Below are 14,160 nucleotides of genomic sequence, written 5' to 3'. Positions count from 1 at the left end.
GCGCCCCCGGGACCGGTCCCGGGAGCGCCCCCGCCTCACACGGGGTTCGGCGCCCCGCCCGGCCCGCTCAGCGGCCGCCCTCCGAGGAGCCCTCCGGGGCGTACTTCTCCAGCAGCCTCTCCGACTCGTACTCGGCCCCGGCGGCCGAGGCGGTGAACTCGGGGGTGTCGAACACCTCGCCCGCGATGGGGTCCTGGAGGTGGGACTCCTCGTCCCACTGGATGGTGCCGGTGCCGGTGTCCACGGTGACGGCATGCGCCGGGATGTCGTGGACGGCCAGCACGGTGGCGGAGTCCGCGCCGTTCACCGCGGGCGCGGCGGCCGGCTCCAGGCCCGCGCCGGCGTCGAGGCCGCCGAGCGCGGCGGAGGCGCTCTTGAGGGGGCCGCGCGGCCGGGCGCCGCTGCTCTGCGCCCTCAGCAGGTCGCGGAGGTTGCGCTGCAGCTCCTCCTCGTTGTCGGCCTCCCGGCGCGCGGTCGAGACCAGCGCGGACGGGGTGGCCTGCGGGCGGATGCTCACGTAGCGGGGCATGGTCGCCGTCTCGTAGCGGAACATCCGCACCAGGGCGACCACCGCGAGCGCGTAGACGACGGAGAGCGGAGCCGCGCCGACGATCGAGCTGACCTGCAGCACGGTGAGCGCGGCCTCGCCCCCGGCGAGCAGCAGCAGGGCGCCGGCCAGGCCGAGGACCACGGCCCAGAACACGCGGGTGGCCCGCGGCGTCTCGGTGCGGCCCCCGTGCGAGAGGACGTCGACGACCAGGGCGCAGGAGTCGGCGGAGGTCACGAAGAACAGCACGATCACCGCGATCGCGATCACCGACAGCCCGGCGGCGAGGAGGCCGCCCCCCGGCAGGTTCTCGAAGAGGAGGAACAGCGTGGTGTCGGTGTCGATGGAGCCGTCCGCGCCGACCATCGAGCCGTCCCGCAGCTGGTAGAGGACCCCGGTGCTGCCGAAGACGGTGAACCAGATGACCGCGATGGCCGTGGGCGCCAGCATCACGCCGAGGATGAACTCGCGGATGGTGCGGCCGCGGGAGATGCGGGCGATGAACATGCCCACGAACGGCGCCCAGCTGAGGAACCAGCCCTGGTTGAACAGGGTCCAGTTCAGCGTCCACTCGTCGCCGGCGCCGGCACCGGTGACGAACATCAGCTCCGGGAGCACCTGGATGTACTCGCCGGTGTTCTGCACCAGGGACCGGAGCAGGAAGACGGTCGGCCCGACCAGCAGGACGCAGAGCGCCAGCAGGGCGGCCATCGTCATGTTGGCGTTGGAGAGCCAGCGCAGGCCCTTGTTCAGGCCGGTGATCACCGAGATGGTGCCCACGCCGGTGACCAGCACCACCAGCCCCACGAGCAGGGTGCTGGAGGGGTCGAACCAGCCCAGGTGGGCCAGGCCGGCCTGGATCTGCAGGGCGCCCTGCCCCAGCGAGGTGGCGACGCCGAAGATGGTGCCGACGATGGCGAAGACGTCGATGGCGTGGCCGACCCAGGACTCGATGAGCTTGCGGCCGAAGACCGGTTCGAGCAGCCAGCGGACCGACAGCGGGCGGCCGCGGCGGAAGGACATGTAGGCCAGCCCGAGGCCGACCACGACGTAGATGCCCCAGGCGTGCAGCCCCCAGTGGAACAGGGCGTGCCCGATGGCGGCGCGCCCGGCCTCCGGGCTCCCCGGCTCCAGGCCGGAGATCGCCGGCGGCGCCGTCAGGTGGGTCAGCGGCTCGGCCACGCCCCAGAAGACGAGTCCGATGCCCATGCCGGCGGAGAACAGCATGGCGAACCAGGAGAACAGCGAGAACTCCGGCCCTTCGTCGTCCCGCCCGAGGCGGATCCTGCCCACCTTGGACAGCGCGGCCCAGAACGCGAAGATCAGGAACCCGGTGACGACCAGGACGTACCACCAGCCGATCGTCTCGCCGATGCGGTTCCGCAAGCCGGTGAAGGCGGTCGCGGCGTCGTCGCCGTAGGCGGCCCCGTACCAGGTGGCGGCCGCCAGCGCGGTGAGGATGATCAGCAGAGCCGGCAGGAAGACCGGCTTGGAGAGGCTGCGCCAGGCTGCTGCCAGGGGGTTCGGTCTCGGTCCTGTGTCGGCTGGGGAAGCCACGTACTCTCCTTGCTCATAGGCGATATGGCGATCAGCCGCGCCGGGCGGCCCGGCGCGGCGGGACCGGCGCACAGCAGAACGCCGGGGAGGCCGGCCTGGCGGATCGGCCAGGCCGGCCTCCCCGGCGGGGGTACCGCCGGCAGGGGTGTCCGGTGGGCGCGCGCTTCGGCGGGAGGGTTCACCGCAGGTGCGCCGGCCGGCGCGAACGCGCTCCCGCCGGGCCCTGGGAGGGGACCGGGGGAGGGACGGTCGGCCGCGGCGCACGCGCCCGGCGGGCCGCGCCGGCGCCGTGCGGCGGCCGCGGAGCCCGCCGCGGCCCCGGCGGAACTCCGGACGCGCGCCCGGGCCCTTCCGGCGCAGCACCCCTACACTGATCTGTATAGTGCGGGCCCAGGCTAGTTATACAGACCTGTGAAAGTCAAGGTGGAGAGCGTGCAGCGCGAGACGGCGACCGTTCACGACCTGACCCGCGGTGCGCGGCGGATCCTCGAAGTGGCCTCCGACCTCTTCTACGACCGGGGCATCCACGCGGTGGGCGTGGACACCATCGCCGCCGAGTCCGGGGTGACCAAGCGCACCCTCTACAACAACTTCGGTTCCAAGGACGCCCTGGTCGCCGCCTACCTGGACGCCCGCCACCGGGAGTGGTGGCGGCGGCTGGAGGAGCGCACCGCCGCCGCGGAACCGCCCCGCGCCCTGGCCTTCTTCGACGTCTACGCCGAGGACGCCCGGACCGTCACCCGCGGGTGCGCCTTCCTCAACGCGGCGGCCGAGCTGCCGGCGGACCACCCGGCGTACGCCATCATCCGCTACCACAAGCGCTCCATCGAGGAGCGGATCGGCGAGCTCATCGCCGAGGAGCGCCCCTCCGCGGGGGAGGCGCGCCGCCTGGCGCGCCACCTCTTCCTGCTCCTCGAAGGGGCCTTCGCCCACCAGGGCGTGCACGGCAAGGGGCTGCTGCTCGAAGCCCGCGAGATCGCCCGGGGGCTGCTCGCCTAGATCGCTGGCGGGAAAAGGCGGCGGGCGCAGAAGAACACCCGCCTCCCCGCCCCTCCCCCGATGATCTTGACGTTGCGGGGCCATCAGGGCGCCCTGATGCCCCCGCAACGTCAAGATCATCGCCCGGGGCGGGCCTCTCCCATCAGCGATCCGGACAAGCCGGCCGGCATGGGAACAAGGGCGTCATCGCCAAGATCCTGCTGCAGGAGGACATGCCGTTCATGGAGGACGGCACCCCGGTCGAGATCGTGCTCAACCCGCTGGGCGTGCCCGGCCGGATGGACGTCGGCCGGATCATAGGAGATCCACCTCGGCTGGACGGCGGCCAACGGCCGGCAGGTCGACGGCGGACCGGAGGAGCGGAGGCGGCGCCTCCGCGACATCGGCGCGGACTCCGTGAACCCTGCGGGAGGGGCGGGGGCGCCATCGCGAACCTCTCCACCATGGTCACCCGCGCGCGGTCCTCGACCTGCGGACCTGCGCCGCGACGGAGCCGGCGGCGGAGGGGGCGCCCCTGATCCTCGTCCGCGAGCTGCGCGGCAAGGAGGCCGCCGTCAACGCCGCGGCCCGGGGGATTCCGGCGCCGCCCACCGGTGGTTCGGGGCTCCCGCCCCCTCACCGGCCGCCCGCGGCCGCCCCGCGCGGACTCCCGCTCCACCGCCGTGCCGCCCCGGCCGCTTTGACCCGCGCCGAGCACCGCACGTACCGTCTTCCCCGGTCATCCGTCGAGTGGAGTGGAGCATCGCCCGTGTCCTCCGAAGTGCTGAGCAGTAGCGCCGCAGACCAGGCGGCCGCCGTCCCCGACTGGGTCGGGGCCAACGCGGGGCTGCTGGTGGGCGTTCCGCTGCGGATCCTGCTGATCGTCCTGGGCGCGTTCATCGTGCGGGCCGTGGCCAAGCGCGCGATCGCGCGCATCGTGGAGCGCATCCTGCAGCCCTCCGAGGGGGAGGGTGAGCGGCGCCGGTCCCCGCGCGGCCCCGCGGTCCTGCAGCGCGACTCCTCCCGGGCCGCCGAGCGGCGCCAGCAGCGGGCCCGCACCATCGGCTCGGTGCTCAGCAGCTTCGTGACCATCGTCATCGCGGTGACGGCCCTGGCGATGGTCCTCGACCAGGTCGGCATCGCCCTCGGCCCGCTGCTGGCCAGCGCGGGCGTGGTCGGCCTGGCGATCGGCTTCGGCGCCCAGAGCCTCGTCGCCGACTACCTGGCCGGCATGCTCATCATGGTCGAGGACCAGTACGGCGTCGGCGACTCCGTCGACCTGGGCGAGGCGGTCGGCACGGTGGAGAACGTGGGCCTGCGGCTGACCCAGGTCCGCGACCTCAACGGCGGCCTGTGGCACATCCGCAACGGCGAGATCCTCCGGGTCCGCAACGACAGCCAGGACTGGGCCCGGGCCGTCCTCGACGTCTCCGTGGCCTACGAGTCCGACCTGGAGAAGGTCTACACCGTCCTGGAGGAGACCGGCCGGAACCTGCACAAGGACCCGGCGTTCGAGGGGATCCTGCTGGAGGAGCCGGCGATCTGGGGCGTGCAGTCCCTGGACGCCGACGGCGTCCTCGTCCGGATGGCCGTCCGGACCGCTCCGCTGGAGCAGTGGGGCGTCACCCGCGAGCTGCGCCGCCGGGTCAAGGAGTCCCTCGACGCTTCGGGCATCGAGATCCCCTTCCCCCAGCGCACCGTCTGGATGCGCGCCGAGGGCGCCGAGGCGGGCGGGGCCCCGGCCTCCTAGGGCATCGCGGCGGGGCCTCCGGCCCCGCCGCCCCGTCCGCGCTCCCCGCCCGCCGGGAGGCCCGGTCCCCCAGGGGCCGGGCCGTCCGCTTTTCCGGCATCGACCCCTCCTCTCCCCGAGGGCGCCCTCTAGTGTTCTGGGGACGGTCCGAGGCGGGTGGAAGGAAGAGCGATGTCCCGTTCGAGTGGAAGATCCCCGTTCCGGTGGTCCGGGTGGGCGGTGCTCCCGGTCGCCGGGCTGCTGCTGTCCGGCGCGGCCTGCTCCGGAGCGGACGGGGACGCGGAGGAGCCGGGCTCCGGCCCGGAGAGCGGCGGCCCGTCCTCCGAGCCGGAACCGACGCAGGCCGACGAGGAGTCGCTCCGGGCCTTCGCCGAGGACTACGTCGCGGCGGTGAACGACGAGGACCAGGGCGCCGCCGACGGGATGGCGTGCGGCGGGGAGTCGACGATCTACTCGATCTACTCCGGGCCCGACCGGACCTGGGAGCTGGTGAGCGTCCACTTCGACACCGAAGGCTCGTCCTCCGCGGTGATCACCGGCCCGGGAGGCACGGAGTCGGGCTTCACCGCGCTGTTCGAGGACGGCGAGTGGTGCGCCGAGCAGTAGCGGCGCGCCGCCCGGCCCCCGCGCCGGGCGCGGAGGCCGGGCGGGAACGCGGGGAGCGGGGCGGGGCCGCCGCCCCGCCCCGCACCGGGGGCCCGGGGCGGCCGCGTCACGAAGGGGCGCCGGAGGGCGTCCCGGCGCCGCTCCCGCGCCGCGCCCGCAGCGACGAGGCGAGCCGCGCGGCCGACGTGCCCAGGCCGGTGGGGCCGGACACCAGGGCGGAGGCGTCGCGGGCGCGGCTGCGGCGCAGCTCGGCCTCCTGGTAGCGCACGCACTTGCGGTGCCACTCCAGGATCCCCGACATCCAGTCCTTGAGCTCGTCGGCCTGGCGGGTCAGCGCCTCGCGCGCGGTGTCGTCGAGGCCGTACTCCTCGAACAGCTCCGGCAGCCCGTGCTCGACCAGGTACTCGAACTGCTCCATCCGCGCCGTCATCAGGTCGTTGGCGATGTCGCGGGCCCGCATCCGGTCCACGTCCAGGAAGTTCTCCAGCACCGCGACGATGTTGTGGAACTCGCCCTCGAACTCGACCTCCTTCTGGTAGGAGTGCAGGTCGTTGACGAAGGCCGCGTAGTCCTGCGCCGCGGTCGACAGCTCGTGCATCACCCGGCTCCGGTAGACCTCCTGCGGCACCTCGTCCCAGCGCGCCAGCCGCGCCAGGGAGATGGTCATGTCGGAGCCGAACGTCTGCCGCCGCATCTCCACGTAGTCCACGGGGTCGGGCACCCGGTGCCGGATCTGGTTGTCCAGCTCCCACAGCCAGCTGGCGGTCATCGCCCGCACCGCGTCGCGGAATCGCCGGCGGGCCGGCTCCGGCATCGGGCCCGCCGTGCGGCGCCACAGGTCGTCCAGGCCGCGCTCCAGCGGGTCGGCCGGCTCCGGCACGTCGCCCAGGTCGATCGGCATGAACAGCGCCAGCCGCTCGTCGTAGGCCTTGGCCGCGGCGAGGCTGCGGCCGGCGCCGAACACCACCGGGTAGACGTCGTCGCCGTAGGTGCCCCAGGCCAGCCAGTCGGAGGAGAGGAAGAGCTGCTCGACGCCGGCCTCGGCGTGGATCATCGCCGCGCAGTGCGGGAGGTCGATGCCGGCCATCCGCTCCCTGCTCCACACACTGGCGAACGGCACGCCGGTCATCGCGTCGAACATGCCCATCTCCTCCGCCCAGTCCAGGCAGTGCGTGCGCGCCGCCTCCAGGTGCGGACTGGTGGGGAAGGCGTAGGGCATGTGGATCTCGGGCAGCGGCAGGTGCCCCACCGGCTCGAACAGGCGCACGGAGTGCTGCCGGGCCCGCCGCCGCGGCGCCGGAGAGGAGACCACCGAGGCCGCCCCGCCCACCGCGGCGCCCGGACCGGGGAGGCCGCCCGGTGCGGGCGCGGCGCCGCCGCCGTTCATGTACCGGCTGGAGCGGGCGTGCCACTCGTGCCCGCCCGACTGCCAGTCCTGGAGGCCCTTGACGTAGGCGGCCACGCCGGCCTGCTCGGCCGGCGGGACGGCGTACTCGGCGAGCAGCGGCGCGACCTCGTTCGCCGCGGTGTCCTCGAACTGCAGCAGCCGGGACGTCAGCAGCTCGTTGACCAGGTCCGCCGCCTCCTGGACGGAGCAGCCGAGGAACCGCTCGAAGACCAGCACGGCGTTGGAGTTCTCCCCCTCCTCCTCCACCTCGCGCTCATAGGAGAACAGGTCGTTGCGGAGGTGCACGGCGTCGGAGAAGGCGTCGGAGAGGACCCGCATCGGCCGGGTCCCGGCGATCGCCTCGGGCACCTCGGCACCGACCGCGCACTCCACCAGGCCGGCCGACCACGGCGCGCCCCCGACCCTGCGCCGCATCTGCACGTACTCGATCGGGTTGGCCACGTGGCCGCGCTCGATGTAGTCGAGCTCCCACATCGACTCCGCCATGAGGTTGTGCGTGCTCCGGGTGAAGCGCCGCCGCCACCCCTCCGACATCAGCGGGACGGTGCGCCGCCACAGGTCGTCCAGGCCGGCCTCGGCGGGGTTGCGCGGCTCGGGCGCCTCCCGCCCCTCCGCTGCCATGAACAGCTCCAGGCGGTCCAGGTGCTCCCGGGCCCCGGCGCGGTCGCGGGTGTGCTTGAACCGCTCCAGGAAGTCGTCGTCGAAGAAGAACACCCACACGTACCAGTCGGTGATCAGGTCCAGCATGGGACCGTCGCAGTCGGGGTGGGTGTAGGCGCACATCAGCGCGTAGTCCATGCCCGCCAGCCCGGCCTCGTCCCAGACGGTGCCCCCTCGGGGCGCCGGGGCGTCGAGCATGCCCGTCCGCCGGGCCCAGTCCGTGCTGTGCGCGCGCGAGCGCTCCAGGTTCGGATTGAGCCGGGCGGGGTGCGGGAGGTAGAAGTCGGGCAGCGTGAAGGACGCCATGTGAGTGTGCCTGCTCCTCTGTGCCGGCCGGATTCGTACGCTGCGTAGTCTAAGTGTCGCAACCGGTCGCTCGCGGGGGTTTCCGGGAATCGCGGGCGGCCGCCCCCGGGGACCCCCCCGACCGGTGGTCCGGGGCGGCGGCCGCTCGCACCCGGGAGCGCGTCCCGGCCGGGCCGGCGGCCCGCAGGGAGGCCGCGGCGCACCGGAACACGGCCGGGGCCATCGCAGGACGCCCCGAGGCCCGGCCCTCCCGCGTCCGCTCTTCCCCGTCTCCAGAGGCGCCTTTCCCGGGCTCTTCCCGGTCGCCGGCGGATCGGGCGGAGGGCGCGGAAGGACTCCGGTCCGTCCGCCCCTCCCGCGTGCCGCACCGGCCCGGGGAGCGGTGCTCCCGGGGCCGGTGGAGGCGGGCCGAGCCCGGTGGCGCCCCGCGGCGGGGAGGCGGCCGCGCCCGGACGCCGCCCGCCTCACTCCAGGCCGGGCATGTCCCGGAGCCGCCTGCGCGAGGTGATGCCGAGCTTGCGGAAGATGCTGCGCAGGTGGGCGTCGACCGTGCGCGGGCTGAGGAACAGGTGCGCGGCCACCTCCTTCGACGTCGCCCCCGTCGCGACCTGGCGGGCGATGTGCAGCTCCTGCATGGTCAGCCGGTCGCGGGCGTGCTCGGAGCGGCTGCGGGCCGCCTCCCCGGTGGCGCGCAGCTCGTTCGCGGCCCGCAGGGCGAACGCCTCCATCCCGATGTCCGACAGCCGCTCGTGCGCGGTGCGCAGCTGCTCGCGAGCGTCGCGGCGGCGGCCCGCACGGCGCAGCCACTCCCCGTACCGCAGGTGCGCTCGGGCGAGGTCCGGCAGCAGCGGGGTGCCGGACAGGTGCCCGATGGCCTCCCGGTAGTCGTCCTCCGCGCCGCCGACCAGCGCCCGCGCGCCCGCCGCGACCCCGAGGGCGTAGCCGGTGCCCGACGGCTCCGTGCGCTCCAGCAGGGACTCCAGCGCCGACGCCGCGACGGCGTCCTCGCCGCACCGCACCGCGGCCTCCACCAGCTCGGGCAGGGCGGTGCCCGCGGAGTAGAGGCCGCCGTCCTCCGCGGCGAGCCGGGCCGCCTCCAGCGCCGCCGGGTACTCGGCCAGGCCGTTGTGGAGCACGGCCGCGGGCAGGTGGGGGCGGGCGGCCAGCTGGCCGGTGCCCCGCCTCTCCGCCTCGGCGAACAGATCGAGCGCCTCCGCGCGGCGGCCGCGCATCGCCGCCAGCTGCACCCTCGGGTACAGCTGCGGCACGTCGCCGAGGGCGTCGGCGATCGCCTCCTCCTCGGCGATCGCGGCCATCGCCCGGCCGAAGTCGCCGGTGAGCGCCGCCGACAGCGCCTCCTGCGACAGGCCGAGCCGGACGGTGATCGGCGACCCGGTCTCCCGCCCGGTCCGCACCAGCCACTCCAGGACCGCCGCGTGCAGGTCCATGTCCCACAGCTCGCCCGCGAGCACCGTGGCCAGCGCCGGCACCCGGGTCCACCCGGCGCCGCCGGCGGCGAGCGCCCGGCGCAGCGCCGGCACGGCCGCGCGGTGCCCCTCGGTGCGCAGCAGCACCAGCGCGTCGAGGAGGTCCGGCTCCGGTGCCGGCGGCGCCGAGCGGGCCGCGTCGAGCACCCGCTCCGCCACCCCGGCGGCCCTGCTCACGACCAGCCCCATCTCCAGCGCCGCCACGAAGCAGGCGCGCGACCGCTCCGGATCGCCGGCGGCGAGCCGCTGCGCCGCCCGCAGGATGAACCCGGGGCCGCTGGCGGCCCCGTCCGGGTCGCCGACGAACGCGACCTGCCCGCGCAGCAGGTCGACCGAGGCGCGCCGGCCGTCGTCCAGCACCTCGGTGTCGATCCCGGCCAGCAGGTCGGCCGCCGCGTCCGGCAGGCCCGCCTCCAGGGTGGCCCGCGCGGCCGCGAGCGTGCGCTCGGTCCGCTTCCCGGGGTCGAGCGAGAGCGCCGCCGCCCGCTGCAGGAACGCGGCGGCGGCCGCCACGCCCCCGCGCGCCTGCGCGCGCGACGCCGACGACTCCAGCTCCGCCGCGACCTCCTCGTCCGGCCCGGCGGTGGCCTGGGCGCGGTGCCAGGCCCGCCGGTCCGGTGCGGCCGCCGCGTCGGTGGCCCCGGCCAGCGCCCGGTGCGCCGCGCGGCGCGGCTCCGGCTCGGCCGCGCGGTAGGCGGCCGAGCGCGCCAGCGGGTGGCAGAACCGCGCCCGCGTGTCGAAGCGCACCAGCCCGGACGCCTCGGCGGCGGCGCTCGCGGCGGGCATGTCGATGCCCAGCCGCCGGGCCGCCTCCCAGAGCAGGCCCGGGTCGCCGGTGGGGTCGGCGCTCGCGAGGATGAGCAGCCGCCGCGCCTCCGCGGGGAGCCCCGCCATCCTGGTCTGGAAGCTCCGCTCGATCCGGCCCGCGACCGGCGACGGCGTCGGCAGCGCGAAGCCGCCGGCCTTCGGCAGCTCGATCAGGGCCAGCGGGTTCCCCCGCGCCTCGGCGAGGAGGCGGTCGCGCACCCGCTCGTCGAGCGTCGCGGTCCTCTCCCCGGCCAGCAGCTCGCGCGCGTGCGCGTCGCCCAGGCCGCCGACCGCCAGCCCGGGAAGCCCGTCCAGCCCGTGGGCGGCGTCCCGGTCGCGGGCGGCGAACACCATCGCGATCGGCTCCGCCGAGATGCGCCTGGCCAGGAAGGTCAGCGCCCGCGCCGAGGCGGCGTCCATCCAGTGCGCGTCATCGACGATGCACAGCAGCGGGCGCTCCGCGGCGGCGGCCGCCAGCAGCTCCAGCGCGGCCAGGCCGGTGCGGAACGGGTCCGGTGCGCCGCCGGCCAGCCCGAACGCGACCAGGAGGGGGTCGCGGTAGGGCGCCGACAGGCCGTCGATGCGGTCCAGCACCGGCACGCACAGCTGGTGCAGCGCCGCGAACGCCAGCTCCGCCTCGAACTCCGCCCCGGAGGCGCGGATGATCCGGAACCCCTCCGGGGCCGCGCGCTCCAAGTGGTCCAGCAGGGCGCTCTTGCCGATGCCCGGCTCGCCGCGGAGGACGAGCGCGCCGCCCCGCCCCCGCTCCGCGGAGCCGAGGAGGGCGAGGAGCCGGTCGGTCTCTTCGCGCCGGCCGACGAGTGGGCGGGGGGACGTCGTGGACATGGCACCGACCCTATGCGCGCCCGGCACCGCCGCACCGCGCCGGGACGGGGCGGTGCCGAGGGCGGGTCGGCCGCGGCCGGACCCGGGGGCCCGGCCCGCCGCTCCCGCCCCCGTGCCGATGCCGGGACCGCCGCCCCCTCCCGGCGACCGCCCGGCCCTGGAGGCCTTCCCTCCGGGCGGCGGCCCAGGGGAAGGCGGCGGTACGGAGGGGGTGCGGGCGGTGCCGCTCCGGGACGCCTTCTCCGTGCCCGGGGTTCCGCACGGCTCGCCGGTGGAGGGCATGCGCCCCGGTCGGGGCGGAGGGCGGCCGCAGGCCAGGGCGGCGGAGCGGCCGTACCCCGCCGGGCGGCGGCGCGCGGTCCGGGGCGGTACCTCCCGGCGGCCGGGCGGAGGGGGAGGGCCGCGCGGCGTTCCCCCGGGCCCCGCCCCCCCGCCCGGAGGCGGTCCGGTCGGGGGCGGGGCGCACCCGACCGGACCGCTCCCGGTTCGGGAGCGGGGCCGGCGGGGGAGCAGGAGGGCGCGGGCGGAGAGATCGTGTCCATGCCCCCGACGGTAGGGATCCGGGCGGGCCGCCGACAGGGCGGTTCTCCGGCCTGTGGACAGAGGACCGCGGACGGGGGCGGGAGCCGGCCCCGCCCGGTCCGGCCGGCGCTCCCGGCGCACGCGCGGCGGCCCGGAGCCCGGCGGCGCGGCGCGTGCCGGAGACCCGCTCCGGGGGCGGGCGGGCCGGACGGGGCCGGGGTAGGCGGCGCCGCGCGGGAGTAGGTGATTCTCACCGACGCGAGCGGGGGCGCTTCCGCGCGATCGTCGGAACACGGCGGAACGGGACGGCCCCGGTGCCCCGCCGCCGGAACGCGGAACCGAAGCCCCGACGGAGGATGCAGCGATGAGCAGTGAAACCGCACCCGAAGCGGTGCCCGCCCGACCGCGGATACCGCGGGGCGCGGCGGTGGCCGGCCTGGCGACCTCCATGTTCCTGGTCATTCTCGACAGCTCGATGGTCAACCTCGCCGGGCTGGCGATCCGCGAGGGCCTCGGCCTCAGCGCCGCCGAGCTCGCCGTCGTCGTCAACGCCTACCTGGTCGCCTTCGCCGGCCTGCTGCTGCTCGGCGGACGCCTCGCCGACGTGCTGGGCGGCCGGCGGGTCTTCCTCACCGGGATGGCCGTCTACCTCGCGGCCTCGGCCTTCTGCGCGCTGGCCGCCAGCGGGCCGATGCTGATCGCCGGGCGGATCGGGCAGGGCATCGGGGCCGCGGTCGTGGTGCCGTCCGCGCTCGCGCTGGTGCTCGCCCTGCACCCCTCCCCGGCCGAGCGCACCCGCGCGATGGGCCTCTGGGGCGCGGTGGCGGGGGCCGGCAGCCTCTTCGGCGTCTTCCTCGGCGGCACGCTGACCGGGATGCTGGGCTGGCAGTCGGTGTTCTGGACCCCGGTGCCGATCGGCATCGCCAGCGCGATCGCGGTGTGGCGCTCGGTGCCGGCGGTCCCGGGGCGGCCCGGCCGGTTCGACCTGATCGGCGCCGCCACCATCACCACCGGGATCTCCGCCCTCGCGCTCGGCATGATCTCCGCCGCCGAAGCCGGATGGGGCGCCCCCGGCACCGTCGCCGGCCTCGCGCTCGGCGCCGCCTCCCTCACCGCGTTCGCGGTCGCCGAGCACCGCTCCACCCACCCCCTGGTCCCGCTCCGCGTCTTCCGCAGCAGGCCGGTGGTCACGGCGAGCGCGGTGGTGCTGCTGCTCGGCGCCGCGATGGTCTGCCTCTTCTTCTTCCTCCCCCTCTACCAGCAGGAAGTGCTCGGGATGACCGTGTCGGCGGCCGGGCTGAGCCAGATCCCCATCGCCGGGACGATCATCGCGGGCAGCGCCGCCGCGCCGCTGCTGGCCAAGCGCATCGGGCTGCACCGCGCGCTCCCGGCCGGCCTCGCCCTGCTGCTCGCCGGCTTCCTCTGGCTGCTGCTGGACCCGGCGACCGGCGGCTTCTCCGCCGGCCTGCTGGGCGCCTTCCTGCTGATCGGCACCGGCCTGGGCCTCAGCCTCGTCAACGCCATCGCGATGGCGGTACGGGACGGCGCGGAAGGCGAATCAGGGCTGCTCAGCGGGCTGGTCAACGCCGCGCAGCAGCTGGGCGGCGCGGTCGGGCTCGCCGCCCTCGCCGGGCTCGCCATCGGCGCCGGCGGAGCCCGCGGAGACATCGACTTCACCGTCGCGTTCCTCGGCGAGGCCGGGCTCGTCCTCATCGCCCTGGCCCTGGTGCTCCTCCCCGGCGCCCGGACGCGGCGGCCCCGCGCCGGCGCGGACGCGCACTGACCCGCACGACCACCCAGCCGGTATCGGCAGAAAGGAACCACCGCCATGGACACCCCGACCGTACTCGTGACCGGAGCGACCGGGACCATCGGATCCGCACTGGTCCCCGCACTGCAGGCGCGCGGCATCGCGGTCCGCGCGATGGTCCGCGGCCCCGCCGACCGCGCCGTCCCCGGCACGGAGAGGGCCGTCGCCGACCTGAACGACCCGGAGGCGGTCGCCGACGCGCTGAAAGGCGTCGACGCGGCCTTCCTGAACAGCCCTTCGGCGGAGGACGCCGCCGCCCTGCAGATCCGCTTCGCCGACCTCGCCCGCGAGGCCGGGGTGGACCGGCTGGTGCTGCTCTCGCAGTACGCGGCGCACACCGACTCGCCGGTGCGGTTCCTGCGCTGGCACGCCGAGGTCGAAGCGCACGTGCGGCGGCTTGGCCTCGACCACACGGTGCTCCGCCCCAACCTCTACATGCAGGGGCTGCTCGCCTTCTCCGGCACCATCGCGCAGGGCTGGTTCGCCGCCCCCATCGGCGGCGCCGCGGTCAGCGCCATCGACACCAGGGACATCGCGGAGGCCGCCGCGGCGGTGCTGGCCGAAACCGGGCACACCGGCCGCACCTACACGCTGACCGGGCCCCGCGCGGTGACCCACGCGGAGATGGCGGAGGCGCTCTCCGCCGCCACCGGGCGGGACGTCGCCTTCCGCGACGCGCCCGCCGAGCAGTTCACCGCCGCGCTGGCCGGCGTCCTCCCGCAGTGGCAGCTCGACGGCCTCGTCGAGGACTACGCCCACTACGCCAGGGGCGAGGCCGCCGAAGTGCACACCTCGGTCGCCGACCTCACCGGGCGCCCGGCGCGCGACATCGCCGACTTCGCCCGCGACTACGCGGCCGCGTTCGCCCCGGCCTGA

The 14,160-nt window shown here is 75.9% G+C and carries 9 protein-coding genes; 6 read left to right on the top strand and 3 right to left on the bottom strand.

What is annotated here, in order from left to right:
• Window positions 1-67: 67 nt before the first annotated feature.
• Window positions 68-2,104 (bottom strand): BCCT family transporter, encoded by a 2,037-nt coding sequence (locus J0910_RS19080; RefSeq protein ID WP_420159900.1) that lies wholly within the window; start codon window positions 2,102-2,104, stop codon window positions 68-70.
• A 432-nt stretch (window positions 2,105-2,536) separates the two neighbouring features.
• On the opposite strand from J0910_RS19080, the gene J0910_RS19075 reads away from it, so the two are divergent.
• From J0910_RS19075 to J0910_RS19060, 4 genes are all read left to right on the top strand, one after another.
• Window positions 2,537-3,103 carry a TetR/AcrR family transcriptional regulator gene (locus J0910_RS19075; RefSeq protein ID WP_420159899.1) on the top strand — a complete coding sequence of 189 codons (567 nt, stop codon included), beginning with the start codon at window positions 2,537-2,539 and terminating at the stop codon, window positions 3,101-3,103.
• A 212-nt stretch (window positions 3,104-3,315) separates the two neighbouring features.
• Entirely contained in the window at window positions 3,316-3,621 is a 306-nt protein-coding gene (locus tag J0910_RS31320; protein WP_474646597.1) for a hypothetical protein, read from the top strand.
• A gap of 230 nt (window positions 3,622-3,851) precedes the next feature.
• Complete coding sequence (locus J0910_RS19065; protein WP_420159898.1) at window positions 3,852-4,832, top strand: mechanosensitive ion channel family protein; 981 nt, start codon at window positions 3,852-3,854, stop codon at window positions 4,830-4,832.
• A 171-nt stretch (window positions 4,833-5,003) separates the two neighbouring features.
• Window positions 5,004-5,438 carry a hypothetical protein gene (locus J0910_RS19060; RefSeq protein ID WP_420159897.1) on the top strand — a complete coding sequence of 145 codons (435 nt, stop codon included), beginning with the start codon at window positions 5,004-5,006 and terminating at the stop codon, window positions 5,436-5,438.
• A gap of 106 nt (window positions 5,439-5,544) precedes the next feature.
• Here J0910_RS19060 and J0910_RS19055 read toward each other — a convergent pair whose 3' ends face one another.
• Window positions 5,545-7,812, bottom strand: coding sequence for a terpene synthase family protein (locus tag J0910_RS19055; protein ID WP_420159896.1), 2,268 nt, complete (start codon window positions 7,810-7,812; stop codon window positions 5,545-5,547).
• A 464-nt stretch (window positions 7,813-8,276) separates the two neighbouring features.
• A complete protein-coding gene (locus J0910_RS19050; RefSeq protein ID WP_420159895.1) occupies window positions 8,277-10,952 on the bottom strand; it encodes an AAA family ATPase in 2,676 nt (891 codons plus the stop codon).
• 886 nt (window positions 10,953-11,838) lie between these two features.
• On the opposite strand from J0910_RS19050, the gene J0910_RS19045 reads away from it, so the two are divergent.
• Window positions 11,839-13,257 (top strand): MFS transporter, encoded by a 1,419-nt coding sequence (locus J0910_RS19045; RefSeq protein ID WP_420159894.1) that lies wholly within the window; start codon window positions 11,839-11,841, stop codon window positions 13,255-13,257.
• Between the two features lie 45 nt (window positions 13,258-13,302).
• On the top strand, window positions 13,303-14,160 hold the full coding sequence (locus tag J0910_RS19040) for an NmrA family NAD(P)-binding protein (protein WP_420159893.1): 858 nt from the start codon (window positions 13,303-13,305) through the stop codon (window positions 14,158-14,160).

Origin of the sequence: Nocardiopsis oceanisediminis (genome assembly GCF_048595525.1) — a bacterium.
Classification (GTDB): Bacteria; Actinomycetota; Actinomycetes; order Streptosporangiales; family Streptosporangiaceae; genus Nocardiopsis_A; species Nocardiopsis_A oceanisediminis.
The sequence above is the reverse complement of the archived record's forward strand: the minus strand, read 5'-3'. Positions and strand labels throughout refer to the sequence as shown.